The sequence below is a fragment of the Rheinheimera fenheensis genome, assembly GCF_039871805.1.
GTDB classification, from domain to species: Bacteria; Pseudomonadota; Gammaproteobacteria; order Enterobacterales; family Alteromonadaceae; genus Alishewanella; species Alishewanella fenheensis.
The window spans coordinates 102,378-119,530 of sequence record NZ_JBDPJM010000006.1; the positions used below are offsets into that span (position 1 = coordinate 102,378).

Below are 17,153 nucleotides of genomic sequence, written 5' to 3' on the forward strand. Positions count from 1 at the left end.
GATAGAAACTGCTGTAAAGTCAGCGAGCTAACGATTTAGCGTCAAGGCGTTGACAACTTAAACCGGTTCGACAAGGTTAGCGCGGCCTTATTCGGCTAAGAAAGTCATTATCGCATCCATTTGCGCCATAGCGTCGTCATAGCCCAGCTGGATCAGCCGGCGGGTATAGTCTTGCTCAAATAGCAAATAGCTGGCCAGACTGGAGTCAGAGTGTTGGCGAATACCGGTAATGCGTAGCATGGTGCGCACTGCCAGCGGCAGTGACAAAAAGTGCTCGCTGGCCAGTTGACCAAAGTTCTGGCTGGGGTTAATCATCAGGCTGTTAATCGGTTTCAAATTGGTCGGCACACCATGCTCTGCCATGGTATTAATGGTGTTATTCACCCGTTGCATCCGCTCTAAGTCTGAGTTTAGCGTATCGGTAAAGACGGTATCGAGCAGATGCCCGGCAATAGTTGCCAGATCTGGATGATGCAGCATACGCTGGTTCAGTTCGGTCTTACGCGGGTCTGCTACGCCAACAATTAATATCTTATCTGCGCCCAGATGAATAGGGGCGCTCAGCGGGGCCAGCTGATTTACCGAGCCATCGCCAAAATATTGCTGATGAATACGTACCGACGGAAATACCAGGGGTATAGCTGCCGAGGCCATCAAATGATGCACGCCTAACAACGTGCGCTGGCCGCAGCGTTTGGCGCGGCGCCACTCTTGCGCGCTGTCGGACTGAAAAAAGCTGATGGAGTCACCATTGTTATAACAAGACGCAGTCACTGACACGCTGGACAAATAGCCGCCCATAATATTGCGGTCGATTCGTTTTAAGTCCAGCACCTTAGTCAGCAGCTGTTTCAAAGGTTTATTATCGAACAGGCTCACCGGTTGTTTATTGGCATAGTCAGCCTGAAAGGCGCTAAAAACGCCCCGTAATAACTGACGAAAAACCCTCACATAGTCCGAATAATACACCTGGTTGGTATGAAAGTTACGCCAGATCCATTCCAGCTTTTTTACGCCCAAATGAAAACAGGAGGCATAACAGGCCATGGCTGCGCCGTTAATAGCACCGGCAGAGGTGCCGCTTATAATTTGAAATGGTAATTTGCTGCTACGCGGGTACTGTTGGGCAATGGCTTTAAGCACACCAACCTGATAAGCCGCGCGCGCACCGCCGCCAGTTAACAACAGCGCCGTTTTTCTATTTGCAGTGGGTGTAGGTTCGGTCATATTGGGGTTGAACTTTTTCCAGACAACAGGCTCATTGCTTAGTATATTGCGTTAACGCCAACAGAATGCAACGCTTAATCGCCTAGCAATGTGATTAGTTCAATGAGGTTCGTATGACAGAACAAAAAAGCAACAATCAGCAACAGCTGTATTATGTCGGTATTGCCGCCGTGGTGGTGGTCGTGTTGCTGGCGCTGTGGTTGCTGTTTAGTAAAGAAGACAAACCAGAGCCGTTAACCTTATTACCACCGGAGTTAAGTGAGCCAGCACCAGCAACAGAGCCGGCTGCAGCACCTGTTGCCGACGAGCCAGAGCCAGCTCAAACGCCGGCCGAACCAGAACCAACAGCGGCCATAGAGCCCGAGCCAGAGTCGGTGACCGCCCCCGAACCACCGTTACCCGCGCTGGATAGCTCGGATGCAGAGGTAAAACAACGCCTATTGGCACTTAATTGGCGTGCGGGTTTAGCCGGCTTGTTTGTTACCGAAGAGATGCTGCGCAATTTCGTTGTGCAAACCGATAATATTGCTCAGGGGCAGTTAGCCGTAGGGCACCCGTTACTACAACCGCTGGAGCAAAAATTTGCTATTAGCGACCCAGATAACATGCAACTGAGTGAACAGCATTTTGCTCGCTACGAGCCTTATATTCAGCTGTTAGAAAGCGTGCCGGCTGCTCAATTATTGCCATTATTCAATCGCTATGAGCCTTTGTTGCAGCAAGCGTATGCTGAGCTTGGTTATCCTGATGAGTTGTTTAAAAATAAGCTATTAGCGGCAATAGCGGTATTGTTAGAGACTCCAGAAGTACAGTATCCGGTGCAACTGGTGCGTCCGTCTGTTGTGTATCAGTTTGCTGACCCTGTGCTTGAGCAATTACCCGCCGCTCAGAAGCAAATGATCCGACTTGGGCCTGATAATCAAAAGCGCATCAAAGCAGTGTTACGTCAATATCAACAGGCATTGCAGCCTTAATAAGCTGTGGTTTTAATGCAGGTAGGCTTGCAACAGCACCTGCTTTTGCGCATAATGCGCGCCTGCTGAGGATTTGGCAGTTCAATGGTAACCCCATTGGTCCTCTCGCAATACTAGTAAGCGAACCTGGTCAGGTCCGGAAGGAAGCAGCCACAGTTTATGACGTATGTGCCGGGATGTGGCTGGTGGGGTTGCCACCCAACGTTAATCACACCCACTTTGCTGTTGCTGCCTTTGCTTGGCAATATAATCCTGCTTAACCAGGGCTAATGCTTTTAACACCATATCCGGCGGCAATTGATGCTGCTCCAGCATCATAATCAAATCCACCGCCAATTTTACGTGCTCGGGTGCTTGCTTCAGCGGTGTCTTAGCATTAGTCACTAAGTTAGAATCCCAGTGTTTACTGATTACTGTCCAGGAACTGCCGGGCACGGGCTACGGCTTCTTTGACTTTCATTTGCATTTCAAAACGCTCGCTTTGCGGCAGATAAAACGCCATGTCAACTTCATAACGGATATAGCGTGGTGGCAGCAGATTTAATGAAATACAGCAGAGATCGGCCAGATATTCAGCATCTTTTTCTCGGTCTAAGCCCAGCTCAACAATATGGTCTAATGTCAGTTTCTCATAATAGTTATGAATATCGTCGTCTAGCTTCATGGTGGTCTCGCCAGGTTATGTGTGTTTTCAAAGCATAATCAGCTTTACGGCAAAACTCCACCGAAAGATTGAGTTAGTGCCGCCCCCTGCTACAATGCCGGCGTCAACCGCAAGATAAGAACAACCATTATGCAAAAGAACACTACCCCCTGTTATTACGGTGATTATTTACAGCTGGATAAAATCTTAACAGCGCAGGCACCCGAGAGTGCTAAATATGCTGCTGAGGCACATGACGAGACCTTGTTTATTATTGTGCACCAGGTGTATGAGTTGTGGTTTAAGCAAATTCTGCACGAGTTAAAAGCCGTCATGGCAGTATTTGCCGCTGATGAAGTTAAAGACGAGCAGCTTACCGGTATAGTACATAAGCTAAAGCGTGTTATTAGCATACAGCAACTGTTGAACCAGCAAATTGCCATTATCGAAACCATGACGCCACAGGATTTTATGGCGTTTCGCGACTATCTGGTGCCGGCATCAGGTTTTCAGAGCATTCAGTTTAAAATGCTGGAAATTGGCCTGGGGTTAAAAAGTGATTTTCGTATCGATTTTGATAAAAACTCCTTTTACAGCCGCCTGAATGAAGCAGACCGGGTGTTCTTGCAGCAGTTAGAGCATCAGCCGAGTTTGTTTGAGCGTATTGAGAAATGGCTGGAGCGGATGCCGTTTTTAGAGCAGGAGAATTTCAGTTTCTGGCAAATGTATCAACAGGCTACGCAAGCCATGCTGGCCCATGACAAAGCGACGGTTGAGTCTATAGTACAGATTGCCGAGCATGAGCGAGAGCTGCAACTTACTGAAATTAGCCGCACAGCAGAGAAATTTGCCGCTTTACTCGACAAAGATAAGTATCAGCAGTTACAGCAAAGCGGTGCTTTTCGTTTAAGTCAGCGTGCCATGCTGTCTGCACTCTTTATCAGTCTGTATCAGGAAGAGCCGGTGTTTAATCTGCCGTTTCAGCTGCTCACCTGCCTGACGGAAATTGATGAACAGCTTACTATTTGGCGTTATAAACATGCCATGATGGTACAGCGTATGTTAGGCAGTAAAATCGGCACCGGCGGTTCGTCCGGTCACGATTACTTAAAACGTACTACTGAGAAAAATCGTATCTTTACCGATCTGTTCAATATGGCCACCTTCTTATTGCCCAAAAGCGACTTGCCAGCATTGCCGCCAGCAGTGAAAAAGCGTTTAGGTTTTTATTTTGCCGGCGAGATCTGAACCATAAAGCGTAAAAGCGGCTTTAAACAATTGTAAGTGTAATTGCACCAGCGCAGCGACGTTGCGCTGGTAACCACCGCCAATCACGGCAGCTACCGGTATGTTAAGTTTTTGGCAGTGTTGTAGCACCAGCAAGTCACGCTGATACAGCGTGGGCGTTGAGAGGTTTAACAGCCCCAGTTCGTCATCGCGGTGAACGTCCACCCCGGCATCATAAATCACCAAATCCGGCTGGTGCCAGTTCAGCAGGCTTGTCAGGCTTTGCTCTACCGCTGTCAGGTACTCGTCATCAGTGCAGTCTTTGGCCAGCGCGATATCCCAATCTGATTGCTGCTTGCGGTAAGGGAAGTTTTTCTCGCAGTGCACCGAGCAGCTGATAATACGTGGCTCGTCTGCCAATAGCAGCGCACTGCCATCGCCCTGATGTACGTCTAAATCGACAAGTAGAATTTTATCTACGCCCCGGGGAAGCAGTGTTTTAGCCGCCACGACCAGGTCATTAAACAGGCAAAAACCAGAGCCCTCGGCGTAAAACGCATGGTGATAGCCCCCACTTAAATGCAGAGCAATACCGCCAGTGTCGAGCGCAGCCTGTGCAGTTTGTAGTGTGCCACCGACGGAACACAGTGAACGTTGATACAACTGTGACGACCAGGGAAAGCCAATACGGCGCATGGCTTTGGCATCAATGCTGCCATCTTTGAGGCTTTGGATATACGCCGGACAATGCACCTGGCTTAGCGTTGCTTCATTAACCGGCTCTGATAACTGAAAAGCATGCTCAGGCACACCCATACTCAACAGCTGTTGATGCAATGTCTGGTATTTCATAATCGGGTAGCGGTGCTGTGCGGGTAACTCAAGCGCACTGTAGCAAGGGTGATACATCATGGCAGGTAACTTGAAGCTCATAAGCTGCGCTGTTCCAGTTGCTGAATTTGTAGCTCTAAATCGGACAATGCTTTGCGACAGCGGCCCAGCCGTGCATGCAGTGCCAAAGTACGCGCGACGGCATCTGCAGAACTATCCCGATTGGCCAGCGCTATCATATCTAACAAGCGTCGCTCAAATTGCTGTACTTCACTAAGCTGCTGATACAGTTGTTGGCTACTGGCGCTTATTCGTTGCACCAGTGCTTTAACTTTGGCTTTGCTGGTAGGTTTTTGTCTGGTATCCACGTTATGAAAAGCGCGGGTGAGTGCTGCAGTTTGCTCGCTTAAATGTTGCACCAGGCGCTGCTTTGCAGCAGCTGTTAAGCGGCCTTGTTGTAAATGAGCCAGATTGCGCTGCGCTTCTACGACATAATCAGTTAGCTCGGTCGAACGGCAACTAAACAAGGCGCTGTCAAACCAGTTTTGAGGCCTGCCACTATGTTGCTGCCGGTCGATCTGCTGAGCACGGCGCTGAAGCTCCGCTAACTGCTGTGTCAATGTGGCCAGTAAATCCATCAGCTACTCCAGGCCTGCCAGGCTAAGCGTAGCGCTATGGCAATCACGACACAGATAAATACCGGGCGGATAAAGCGGCTGCCAAATTTGATCGCTGAATTGGCACCGAGCCAGGCGCCCAACATTAAACACAGTCCCATGGCGATGCCCAGAGCAAAATTAACATGTCCCAGGGCGATAAACGCCACCAGTGAAAAGCCGTTACTGACAAAGTTCATGGTACGGGCGACACCACTGGTAAGCAGCAAATTAATACGGTACAGCGCCATAGTTGATACCATCCAGAAAGCACCGGCACCGGGGCCTGCAATGCCATCATAAAAACCCAGTGCCAGCCCCTGAGCGCGCTGTTGCCAGAACAATTTGCGGTCTTGTGGCGGCAGGCTTAAGGCATCATCGGGCTGCATGCGATTGAATAAAGTATAGATAGCGGCCAGTAAAATCAGCAGGGGCAAGACTTTTTCCAGCGTCTCGGTGGTTAAATAGTCAACCACCAGAGTGCCCAGCACGGCACCCAAGGCGGTATAGCCTAAACTGCGGCGCCAATACAGCGGGTTAAACAGCTTTTTTCGGTAATAGGTGAGTGAGGCAGTAAAAGATCCGAAAGTTGCGGCCAGTTTGTTGGTTCCCAGCACAACGTGGGGGGGCAAGCCAGCTGTCAGCAGTGCTGGTACCGTAAGCAGGCCGCCACCGCCGGCAATGGCGTCAATGAAGCCAGCGCTGAACGCCACCAGGCATAGGATCAGTAAAACGGATGGCTCAATAGCTAATTCAGCAAACACAGTGCTTCCTGTTAGTAATCAATCTGGCGGCGAAAGGGCGGTAGGGCGTTCAACATAGCGCTGCCGTAGGTTTTGGTCACCAGGCGTCTGTCCAGGATCACTATCCGGCCCTCATCTTGCTCCTGGCGCAGCAGTCTACCACAGGCTTGCACCAGTTTCTTCGCTGTCGCCGGAATAGTCAGCTGCGCAAAAGCATTACCGCCTTTTTTGCTAATAGCCTCAGCCAATGCCTCTTCCAGTGGCGAAGTCGGCACGGCAAAAGGCAATTTAGTGATCACCAGATTGGTTAACAGCTTGCCGGGTAAATCCAGCCCTTCAGAAAAGCTTTGGGTGCCAAATAAAATACTGCTGCGGCCATGCTTACAATTTTCGCTATGTAACTGTAATAACGCCTGGCGTGACGCTTCGCCCTGTACCAGCAAGGAGAAACCTTTGGCGCGCAACTGCTCAGCAACCTGCTGCATTTGCCAGTATGACGCAAACAACACCAGGCTGGCCTGGTTATCAGGCAAGTACTGGGGTAATACTTTTGCCAGCTCATCGGTGAAACTGGCCTCTGTTGGCTCAGTCTGCATTTTAGGCAAGAGGATTTGGCCTTTTTCGGCATAGGCGAAAGGTGAGGCGACCTGCAGCGTTTGTACACCGTCAAACTGTGTAAGACCCAAGTCATACTTAATGTAGTTAAACGAATTTAGTGCTGTCAGCGTAGCCGAGCACAGTACCACGGCAAAGGCCTCGTCAAACAGCAACTGGGACAACTTCCCAGCCACAGCAAGTGGTGTAGCATGCGCCGTTATATACTGGCTGGTGCTGTGAAGCGCCACCCAGCGGGCTTGTTGCACGGTTTTATCCTGCGGCTGCGCGTATAGCTGCCACAGGTTTTGTTGTTGCTCCAGCTTCTGATACAGGTAACTGAGCTCCTGAAGCAGTGCCAAACTTTGTTTGCTTGATAGTGACTGCTCACTGCTATGCTCCTGCAGTTGCTGCTGCACTTTTTCCAGTTGCTGCAAAGCCTTTTGGCTGACCTGCGCCAACGGCTCGGCTTGCTGCTGAAGCAATTTAGGCAGGGCTGCATCGCTGAAGCGATACTCGGTTTTCTCACTAAACCAGCGCGGTTTAAACTCCTCTGTGCAACGCTCCACTGGCTTTAGCAGGCTTTGTAGCTCATTACAGCTATCCTGCAACCGTATCAGGTCTTTCATCACTGTGGCCGGTAGCAGCTGTATTAATTGTTGCAGCGTTTTGCCGGCCTTTTCCAGCCACTGGTTGTTGTGGCTCAGCTGTGCTTGGGCGGCAAAAAACTCTCTGGCGCTGTCGGGTAAATGATGTGCTTCATCTATCACATAAATGCAGTCGGCAGGGCCTGGCAGTACACTGTTACCACTGGCTAAATCCGCCAGCAACAGCGCGTGATTTACCACCAGCACATCGGCATGTTCAACTTCGGCACGGGCTAAATGAAACGGGCAATTTAAATGACGCCGGTCAGCTTTATGGCAGTACAGCGGGTCGGCAACAATTTGCTGCCAGCTTTGCTCGTCCAGAGGGATTTTTAGTGTGTCTTTATCGCCCAGCCAATGACGGTTCGCCCAGCTGTCTAATAAACTCTGCCAGTCAGTAGCGGCGGTACTGGTACTGGCAAACAGCTCAGGATGGCGTTGCTGCTGGCGCAGCCGCTCTATACAGGCATAGCGCGCGCGGCCTTTTACCAGACTAAATTCAAACAATAACTTACTGTGCTGCTGAAAAAACGGTAGATCTTTATTCACCAGTTGCTCTTGCAGTGCCACGGTAGCGGTAGCAATGACTACTTTTTTCTTTTGCGACAGTGCATACGGAATTACGCCCAGCATATAAGCTAACGACTTTCCGGTACCAGTACCGGCCTCTATCAGGCCAATACGCTCGTGGCGGTGGTAACTGCCCGAGACTATCTTCGCGATCTCAGCTACCAACTGGTTTTGCCCGGCGCGCGGTTGGTAGTTGGGCAGGCTGTCTTTGATCCTGCCATGAATAGTGCGGATCTGGCTTTTAATCTGGTCGCTAAGCATAAGGGTATGGGTTTTTATACAGTTGATTGATTGTATATCCCTTCAGCGCTATTAGCAAAAGCAGCAGTCGCGAAAAACTGACTTGCTCAGTTCCTAAAACTGTTAATTTAATAAGATATTAAACCATTAATTTTGTACGGTTAAGTTTACGCCGCAGTGGGTGTCATCAAGGTATCCACACCACTATTGCCGCGTGGATAAAAATCTGGCTTAGCTATAGCGCTGATTTGTCTTGTTTTAGTTTGAAGATGCCAGCTTACCGTTTCCATCTTCCGGCAATCAATCTTTCGCCTTCCGTTAAGCAATGTCGCATGACAATCTAATTTGCAAATTGTTCCGCAAAAGCTGTTGACCCTGTCGAAACCTTGCGTTTATTATCAGTGGGCGACAAATCGGAGGTTTTCCGAGATAAACGGAGTGCCAAGCGCCGTCAAAGGTTGGTAACTGTTAAAAATAGAATCACTAGATAGTGGTCCAGGGAGAAATACATGTATACGAATAATAAATTAAGCAAAGCCGTGCGCTTAGCGATTGCTTTCGGTGCTGCGTCAGCGACAGCGTTTACTGCAACGTCAGTAACTGCTGCTGAAGAGGAAGAAGCTAAAGTAGAACGCATTGAAGTTACAGGTTCTCGTATCAAGCGTACAGACCTTGAAGGCGCTGTACCAGTAACGGTTATCGACCGTGCAGCAATTGACTTTTCTGGTCAAACGTCTGTTTCTGACTTAATCCGTAACACTTCATTTAACACCTCAGGTTCGTTCCGTCCTCAGTCTGGTAGTTCAGCACAGGGTATCTCTCAGGTTAACTTACGTGGCCTGGGTGCAGAGCGTTCACTGGTTCTGGTAGATGGTCGTCGTTTACCTAAGTCACCGTCAACCGGTAACTCACAAGACTTAAACTCTATCCCGATGGCTGCTGTAGAGCGTATTGAAATTCTGTCTGATGGTGCTTCAGCGGTGTACGGCTCTGACGCTATCGCGGGTGTAATCAACATCATTACCCGTAAAGACTTCAACGGTGCTGAGTTCCGTCTGGGTGCATCAACGGTGAGCATCCCTTCAGAAGGCGGTGACCGTGAGGAAGGTTCAGCGGTGTTTGGCTCTAGCAGCGATAACTCAAGCGTTATCGGTGGTGTTTCATGGAACAACCGTGACATTATTTTCGAACGTCACTTTCCGTGGGTATCTCCAGGTGCATCAAGCTTCGGTGTGAACTACTCTACGCCAGATGGTTTCAAATCCATTATTCCTGGTGAAGCTTGTAACTCACTTCCTGACTTCTTCTACATCGAGTCAGCTGATTTCTGTGCTTATAACTTTAACGCCAGCAATGCGAACGAAGCTTCTACCGGTAATACTTCAGGTTTCCTGAAAGCTGAGTACAACATCAATGACGACTGGAAAATCTTCTCTCACACCTTGGTATCAAAAACCAAGTCATTTGGTCGTTATGCTCCGTCACTGAACGATGCTGGTGATGCCGCTCGTATGTCGGCAGACAGTATCAACAACCCGACTAATCCAGATAGCCCATTCTACAACCCAGCGGCAGGTGAAAATCGCGAAATCGGTTTCCGTCACCGTTTCGCTGCGTTAGGCACACGTGATAACCAAGTTGATAACTGGTCAACAGATTTCCTGGTTGGTGCTGAAGGTATGGTGGGTGACGTATCAATCGACTTTGGCGCACGTAAGAGCAAGTCAAAAACGTATGAAATCGGCCGTAACTACTTAATGGGCTCTAATGCCCGTCGTGCGGTTGACGATGGTTCTTACCGCCTGGACGACCCGTTTGGTACGCGTTTCACTGACCCTGCGGACATCAGTGCCTACAACAACCTGTTGAGCAGCTTGAAAGTAACAACGGCACGTATCGGTATCTTCGATCAGGAAGAAGCGTTTGCGTCGGCCTCTTTTGACGTGTTCGAAATGGATTCCGGTACTGTGCAAGCCGTATTCGGTGCTGAATACCGTAAAGAAACTTATGCTGATATCTATGACTCTCTGTCAGAAGCGGGTCAGGTAGGTGGTTCTGCTGGTAACAGCGCGGGTGGTTCACGTAACCTGAAGTCTGCATATGGCGAAGCTTTAGTGCCAGTTGCAGATGGTGTTGAACTGTCATTCGCTGGTCGTTTCGACAAATACTCAGATTACGGCAGTGATTTCTCGCCAAAAGTGGCGTTACGTTATGACGTAATGGATGGTATGGTATTCCGCGCCTCTTACGGTGAAGGTTTCCGCGCACCAACGCTGGATATTTTAACTCAGCAGCCTCAGCCAGGTAACCCGTCAGTAATTGACGAGCCAACTTGTGCCGCTTTTGGTCTGGTTCCATGTCCAGTATCGGGTGTTCAGGTTAGTGCGGTTACTATCGCTAACCCAGAAATTAGCTCAGAGTCATCTAAGCAGTTGTCATTAGGTTTAGCCTACCAGCCAACTGATTGGTTAAACTTCTCTGCTGACTACTACGATATCGAAATCAGCAACCTGATCCGTTTCTTCGGTGTAGGTACTATTTTGCAGCGTAACCAGACTGGCCTGCCTCTGCCTCCAGGTGTTGGTTTAACTCGTAACCCAACCAACAACGGTATCGAGAGTGTTACTCAGGGTTTTGCTAACGAAGGTGAGTGGGCAATTACTGGTCTGGACTTCAACGTTAACACCAACTTCGACTTCGGTGAATTCGGTCGCTTGAACCAGACGTTACAGTTAAGCCACCGTTTATCAAGCGAAATCGATGGCGGTCGTAACACTGTGACCGACCCAGGTGAGCCGCGTCAGCGTGGTTCTTTAAACAACACCTACACATGGGAAAACCTAGATTTCGCATGGAACATCAACTTTATCGGCTCTCAGTACGCCGAAGTTGACGTAGATGACAACGATAATGTGTTCCGCTCAGGCCACTTCGCATCTTGGGTGACGCACGACGTGCAGGTAAGCTACACCTTACCTACCAACACCAAGATTTCGATCGGTGCTAATAACGTGTTCGAAAAAGCGCCACAACTGGGTACTGACCCAACATTTACTCGTGGCTACAACTTCGACCTGTATGACGCATACGGTCGCGTAATGTACTTACGTGTATCTCAGTCGTTCTAATAAGACATTGAGATAATAAAAAGGCGGGATTTCCCGCCTTTTTCTATTGTAGTAACAAAAAAGAGGTGTTTGCATTTGCAACATTGGAATTCATACTGGAAAAACACCAAGACGTTAAATAGTTTTGCTGAAGGTGAACAACGACTGGGCTATACCGGGCCTATTGCTGATTTTTGGCAGACTATTTTTTGGGGCGAGACTGCAGGGGCACAAGTGCTTGATTTAGCCACCGGCAATGGTGCTTTGGCTGTCCTGGCCTTGCAGACTAACGATGGCTTTTCAGTTTCTGCTTCTGACGCTGCTGATATTTCGCCGCTGACACTATTTAGTGAAAGTGATGAGGTTTACCCGTTACTAAGTCAAATAAAGTTCTTCGCCAATATGCCATCAGAAAAACTCGAATTTAACAGTGGCAGTTTCGATTTAGTTGTCAGTCAGTTTGGATTTGAATACGCTGAACCTGAATTGGCGTTAAGGCAGATCTATCGGGTATTAAAATCGGGCGGGCGATTTGCGGCGCTGGTACACCATGATAGCTCTTTTATTACACGTGATTGCCGGCATGGCATAGATATGCTTCAGCAATTCCTGAAGTCAGATGGGGTAATTCGCCATGCAGCTGAATACATCAGGTTGTGCGAAACTCTGGCGTCAAATAAAGTTTTAACAAATGAGCAGCAAGACGAACTAAAACTGCAAAGCGATAAGCTCAGACACTATCTAATACAAATTCAGCAACGACTAACGGCCGACCAATTAGATTGGTTTAGTTTTCTTGCTAAGGATTTAATTACAGTATTTAGCGATTGGCGAAACGCTAATACAGCCGCTTTGGCACTGTTATCACGCAGTATGATGGCTTATTTACGCCGGCTAGAAGACCAAATAGCGTCTGCCTGGAGCGTTCAGAAGGCCGAAGATTTTATGTTACTGGCTAAATCAGACTGGCAAATACAATCATTAACACCAATAGTGCTCGATGGTGAGGTACTGTGTTGGTCATTGGTACTGAACAAGCGCTAATAACTTAAGTAAACCTTATTATAATAAACATACCCTTTGTAAAGATGTCTGAACATTTACATCTACCCATAATTTGTTGTTATTAATCGCAAAAGTGTTGCAATTTGTATCTGGATATTGCTTTATTTGGGGGCGCGAACAAAAAATGCGCGTTAGAATATAAGTCAAAAAATTTTTATAATAATCATAAATTTAGGAATCCGGGATGCAAACAACAAATAAGGTAACACGTGCTGTTCGCCTTGCTATGACTTTTGGTGCGCTGTCTGCAGGCATGTTCACCTCTGTTGCAGTGAGTGCGCAAGAAGAGACTGCTAAAGATGAAAATGCGGTAGAACGTATTGAAGTTACAGGTTCACGTATTTTACGTGAAGGTGCCATTGCACCGTCGCCTGTAACCGTTATCAGTGGTGATGATTTAGTTAATGCCGGGGCAATTAATATCGGTGAGGTACTGAACAAGCTGCCTGCATTGGCAACAACTTTCTCACTGGCCAACTCTGGCCGGTTCATTGGTACTGCAGGCGTCAGCTTGCTAGACCTTCGGGGTATGGGGACAGATCGCACCTTGGTGCTGGTAGACGGTAAACGCCATGTAGCAAGCTCTCCCGGTACATCGTCTGTTGATACTAACACTATTCCAAGTACCTGGATTGATCGCGTCGAAATTATTACCGGTGGTGCTTCCGCGGTATACGGTGCAGATGCTGTTACTGGTGTGGTTAACTTTATTCTGAAGAAAGATATTACCGGTTTAAATGTAAGTGCCATTAAAGGTTTCGCTGACAATAGCTCGTATCAGAATGAAAAATATACGTTTTCTTACGGTCAAGACTTTGCTGAAGGCCGTGGTAATGCCGCAGTTTCTGTTGAGTTTAACTCACAAAACTCTTTGAACGCATTAGATAATCCATGGACCGCGACATCCTATGCAGCTTTCCCGTATGCAGTAGCTACTGGCCAGGCTCGCCCTGCTGATAAAGTGAATGATGAGGCGTTCCCCGACCGTATCACCCTGCCAAATGCAGGATATTATTTAATTTCTAATCAAGGTACTGCTTGGGACCCGTTTACCGGCGATATCTTGGGTATTTTTAACCCTGACAGTTCTATGCGTTCGGTTTACACCGGAGCAATAGATGATGGCCAGTTCTGTGCAAGCCCCGGTTGTGATTTCTTAAATTTACGTCAGTACAATGAGGTGCAGCCTAAATTTGACCGTGTAAATTACAACTTCAAAACCAACTACGATGTTACCGACGAGCTAAATGCGTACTTTGAAGCAAAATATTCGAAGACTGAAGGCGAAAACATTGGTCAACCGTTTTTCCGTTTCTATAGTGGCGCCAACTTAATCCGTCGTGATAACGCCTTCTTAGATCCAGATGTTGCGGCGTTAATGGATGAAATGGAGCTGCCATTTATCGGTGTAAACAAGATGTACAACGATATTGGCCGGCGTTTAGAAGAAAATACCCGTGAAACTACCCGTTTCGTAGCGGGTTTACAGGGTGATATTTCTGAAAGCTGGTCGATGGATCTGTCTTTGGTTCACGGAAAGTCAGAGATTGAACGTGTTAATGCTGCTAACGTAATTTTGGCAAATTATGCCAATGCGATTGATGCCGTATTCGACGGTGATGGCAACATCGTGTGTCGTAGTGAAGCCGCACGTGCCGATGGCTGTGTGCCTGCTAACATTATGGGCAATGGCGCTGTTAGCCAAGAGGCAATCGATTACATTACTACCACCTCAGTAGGTACCTCTGAGATCGAACAGACCGTATTTAACGCAACGTTTAGCAACTCTGCCATTTATGAGCTGCCAGCTGGCATGGTGGGTTTTGCCGGTGGTATTGAATACCGTGATGAGTCAAGCGTGACAGTCGAAGACCCGTTTGCCAAAACCGGTGCAACTTTCTTTAATGCGTTAGGTGAAACAGACGGCAACTACGATGTAAAAGAAGCGTTTTTTGAATTGTCATTACCGCTGCTTGCTGATGTATTCCTTATTGATACACTGGTGCTGGATACTGCAGTGCGTTATGCCGATTATTCTACTATCGGCAATGCGACGAGTTGGAAGTTGGGTTTAGACTGGACCATTAATCCAGAGTTACGCGCCCGTTTTACAGTCTCTGAGGCTATCCGTGCACCCAACATCGATGAGTTATTCTCTGGTCAAAGCCAGTCTTTTGCCGGTGTTGACGACAAGTGTAAAGTGTCTGAGTTGGCGCTGTTGGCACCAGAGGGGCGCGCCATTCGTCAGGCAAACTGCGCAGCGTTAGGCGTTCCGGCTGATTTCGACTCTAACTATGATGCCGCAACGCTTGAAACTCTGGTAGGCGGGAACCCTGATCTGAAACCGGAAGAGTCTAAATCGATTACTGCCGGTATTGTGTACCAGCCAGAATGGCTGGAAGGGTTTAGCTTCACCGCTGACTATTGGGAAATCGACATCGAAGATACGATCAGCGGTATTGGTTTCCAAACCATTATCGATCGTTGTGTCGATTCTCCAACCGGTATCAATAACCAGTTCTGTGCATTAATTACGCGTGATCCTGCAACAAGTGAAATCACCCTGATTAAAGGCTTCGCGCTGAATATCGCGCGTAGCTTGAACTCGGGTGTAGACTTCGAGTTTGGCTATGATTTTGATGCTTTAGGTGGTCGCTTCAATACCAGCTTTATTGGAACTTATTTGATTGAAGCTAAAGACTATCCGTTCCAGGACGAACCAGAAAACTATACCGATTATCAAGGTGTGTTAGGTGACGAGACGTGGCAGGGTAGTATTTCAATTGATTACTCTCGTGATAACTGGTCAGTAGAGTGGAACACCCGCTTTATCAATGGTGTTGAGTTATATAACCCAACGCAGTTGGCTGCTAACCCTAACCCAAGTAACGAAATGCGCTATGGCTCATATTTCATTACAGACGCGTCAATTGGTTATAACTTCGAAAATGGTGTAGGTTTGAAGTTGGGTGTCGATAACCTATTCAACCGTAAGTTACCTGGTACTACTCAGGGGACAGGCGAAGGCTCTGCCATTTATGACAACATTGGCCGGTTTGGCTATGTTCAGGCAACATATAAGTTCTAAAAGCTTAAGTTCTTTGTAGCTTATACAACGATTAAAAAGCCGGCATAATGCCGGCTTTTTCTTGCGTCTCCAACAGATCTTTTCTATTTTTACTGCCAGCGTTAAATACAATGAAAGTTTTAGCCTCCACCTTCGGTCTTTTAATCGGTAATCAACAAAACAGGTGAAACCATGAAAACAGTAAAACAATCTAACGTTGCAGTTGCAGTAGGTGCTTTGGTATTAGGCTCTTTAGCCAGTGTTGCTACGACGGCGAATGCTAATCCCTTTACCGCGGTCGAGCTGGCCTCTGGCTATGAAATGGTTGCCAGTGAAGGCAAATGCGGCGAAGGCAAGTGTGGTGAAGACAAAGCCACAAAAGCCAAGGAAAAGATGAAAGAGGGTAAATGTGGCGAGGGTAAATGCGGCGAAGAGATGATGAAAGACAAAGCTGCGAAAATGAAAGAAAAAGCCAAAGAAGGTAAATGTGGCGAGGGCAAATGCGGTGAAGGCAAATGCGGCAGCGACATGGCCAAAGAGAAAATGAGCGATAAAGCCAAAGACGCCAAAGCCAAAATGCAAGAAAAAGCCAAAGAAGGTAAGTGTGGCGAAGGAAAATGCGGTGAAGGAAAATGTGGTGGTAGCCACTAAGCGAGCTGTGACAAGGGTCTGCAATAGAGCAGGCCTGTTGTCTGACTGGGTAATCAGTAATGAAGTCCACTAACGCCTTAACCGGCTCTGGTCTCGGCCTTAGGCGGGAAATGCTGCCTCAACTGCTGGAAGCTGTACCAGCGGGTATCGATTTTTTCGAAGTGGCGCCAGAGAACTGGATCCCCTTTGGCGGTAAGCTGCAAAAGCAGTTTCGCCAGTTAACCGAACAGCATCGTTTTATTTGTCACGGCTTGTCGTTATCTATCGGCAGCCCGGATCCGCTGGATGTTATTTTTATCAAGCAAGTGAAGCAGTTTCTGCGCGAGCATAATGTCCTGCTGTATAGCGAGCATTTAAGTTACTGCTCGGGTGGTGGCCACTTGTATGATTTAATGCCTATTCCGTTCACACAAGAAGCGGTGCACTATGTGGCCAAGCGGATCCGGCAGGTACAGGATATTCTCGAGCAACCGCTGATACTGGAAAATGTGTCTTACTATGCTGCACCAGGGCAGCAGATGTCGGAGCAGGACTTTACCTTAGCGGTGCTTGCTGAAGCGGATTGTCAATTGCTGCTGGATGTTAACAATATCTATGTGAACTCGGTAAATCACGGTTATAACGCCGAGGCATTTTTGCGTGCTATGCCCTCGGCGCGTATCGCTTATTACCATATTGCCGGCCACTTTAAACAAGCTGAGGATTTGCTGATTGATACCCATGGCGCCGACGTTATCGATCCTGTGTGGCAGCTACTTGCAAAGGCTTATCAGCAACATGGTGTAAAACCGACCTTGTTGGAGCGTGATTTTAATATTCCAGATTTAGCTGAGCTTGGCCGGGAGTTAGCACAGATTAAAGCGTTACAGCACGCCGCACAGCAGCAAACGCTGCCATTAAGGGCTTAACGC

General features: G+C 48.0%; 14 protein-coding genes and 1 other RNA gene. 8 read left to right on the forward strand and 7 right to left on the reverse strand.

What is annotated here, in order from left to right:
* Positions 1-87 precede the first annotated feature (87 nt).
* Positions 88-1,227: a patatin-like phospholipase family protein gene (locus ABGI61_RS10770; protein WP_347600906.1), complete on the reverse strand. Its 1,140-nt coding sequence runs from the start codon at positions 1,225-1,227 to the stop codon at positions 88-90.
* 113 nt (positions 1,228-1,340) lie between these two features.
* On the opposite strand from ABGI61_RS10770, the gene ABGI61_RS10775 reads away from it, so the two are divergent.
* Together ABGI61_RS10775 and ffs are read left to right on the forward strand one after the other, a co-directional pair.
* Positions 1,341-2,201 (forward strand): DUF3014 domain-containing protein, encoded by an 861-nt coding sequence (locus ABGI61_RS10775; RefSeq protein WP_347600908.1) that lies wholly within the window; start codon positions 1,341-1,343, stop codon positions 2,199-2,201.
* A 94-nt stretch (positions 2,202-2,295) separates the two neighbouring features.
* Positions 2,296-2,392: signal recognition particle sRNA small type (gene ffs / locus ABGI61_RS10780), an RNA gene on the forward strand.
* A gap of 13 nt (positions 2,393-2,405) precedes the next feature.
* Here the strand turns inward: ffs and ABGI61_RS10785 are convergent.
* Positions 2,406-2,585 (reverse strand): YbaM family protein, encoded by a 180-nt coding sequence (locus ABGI61_RS10785; protein WP_347600910.1) that lies wholly within the window; start codon positions 2,583-2,585, stop codon positions 2,406-2,408.
* A gap of 19 nt (positions 2,586-2,604) precedes the next feature.
* Positions 2,605-2,865 carry a late competence development ComFB family protein gene (locus ABGI61_RS10790; protein WP_347600912.1) on the reverse strand — a complete coding sequence of 87 codons (261 nt, stop codon included), beginning with the start codon at positions 2,863-2,865 and terminating at the stop codon, positions 2,605-2,607.
* Between the two features lie 129 nt (positions 2,866-2,994).
* Between ABGI61_RS10790 and ABGI61_RS10795 the strand changes: the two genes are divergently transcribed.
* The gene (locus ABGI61_RS10795; protein ID WP_347600914.1) at positions 2,995-4,092 is read left to right on the forward strand and encodes a tryptophan 2,3-dioxygenase family protein; all 1,098 of its coding nucleotides are present in this window, start codon (positions 2,995-2,997) and stop codon (positions 4,090-4,092) included.
* Here ABGI61_RS10795 and ABGI61_RS10800 read toward each other — a convergent pair.
* The 4 genes from ABGI61_RS10800 to dinG are packed head-to-tail and all read right to left on the reverse strand — an operon-like array spanning position 4,063 to position 8,373.
* Positions 4,063-5,004 carry a histone deacetylase family protein gene (locus ABGI61_RS10800; RefSeq protein ID WP_347600916.1) on the reverse strand — a complete coding sequence of 314 codons (942 nt, stop codon included), beginning with the start codon at positions 5,002-5,004 and terminating at the stop codon, positions 4,063-4,065. The genes ABGI61_RS10795 and ABGI61_RS10800 overlap by 30 nt on opposite strands.
* The gene (gene priC / locus ABGI61_RS10805; RefSeq protein ID WP_347600917.1) at positions 5,001-5,540 is read right to left on the reverse strand and encodes a primosomal replication protein PriC; all 540 of its coding nucleotides are present in this window, start codon (positions 5,538-5,540) and stop codon (positions 5,001-5,003) included. Before priC ends, ABGI61_RS10800 begins: the two co-directional genes overlap by 4 nt.
* Complete coding sequence (locus ABGI61_RS10810) at positions 5,540-6,322, reverse strand: sulfite exporter TauE/SafE family protein (RefSeq protein WP_347600919.1); 783 nt, start codon at positions 6,320-6,322, stop codon at positions 5,540-5,542. Before ABGI61_RS10810 ends, priC begins: the two co-directional genes overlap by 1 nt.
* A gap of 11 nt (positions 6,323-6,333) precedes the next feature.
* On the reverse strand, positions 6,334-8,373 hold the full coding sequence (gene dinG, locus ABGI61_RS10815; RefSeq protein ID WP_347600921.1) for an ATP-dependent DNA helicase DinG: 2,040 nt from the start codon (positions 8,371-8,373) through the stop codon (positions 6,334-6,336).
* 488 nt (positions 8,374-8,861) lie between these two features.
* On the opposite strand from dinG, the gene ABGI61_RS10820 reads away from it, so the two are divergent.
* From ABGI61_RS10820 to ABGI61_RS10840, 5 genes are all read left to right on the forward strand, one after another.
* Positions 8,862-11,480, forward strand: coding sequence for a TonB-dependent receptor (locus ABGI61_RS10820; protein WP_347600923.1), 2,619 nt, complete (start codon positions 8,862-8,864; stop codon positions 11,478-11,480).
* Between the two features lie 75 nt (positions 11,481-11,555).
* A complete protein-coding gene (locus ABGI61_RS10825) occupies positions 11,556-12,503 on the forward strand; it encodes a class I SAM-dependent methyltransferase (RefSeq protein ID WP_347600925.1) in 948 nt (315 codons plus the stop codon).
* A 205-nt stretch (positions 12,504-12,708) separates the two neighbouring features.
* Entirely contained in the window at positions 12,709-15,612 is a 2,904-nt protein-coding gene (locus tag ABGI61_RS10830) for a TonB-dependent receptor plug domain-containing protein (protein WP_347600927.1), read from the forward strand.
* Positions 15,613-15,783: 171 nt separating this feature from the next.
* Positions 15,784-16,242 carry an HvfA family oxazolone/thioamide-modified RiPP metallophore gene (locus ABGI61_RS10835; protein WP_347600929.1) on the forward strand — a complete coding sequence of 153 codons (459 nt, stop codon included), beginning with the start codon at positions 15,784-15,786 and terminating at the stop codon, positions 16,240-16,242.
* A gap of 59 nt (positions 16,243-16,301) precedes the next feature.
* Positions 16,302-17,150 (forward strand): HvfB family MNIO-type RiPP peptide maturase, encoded by an 849-nt coding sequence (locus ABGI61_RS10840; protein WP_347600931.1) that lies wholly within the window; start codon positions 16,302-16,304, stop codon positions 17,148-17,150.
* The last annotated feature ends 3 nt before the right edge of the window (positions 17,151-17,153 follow it).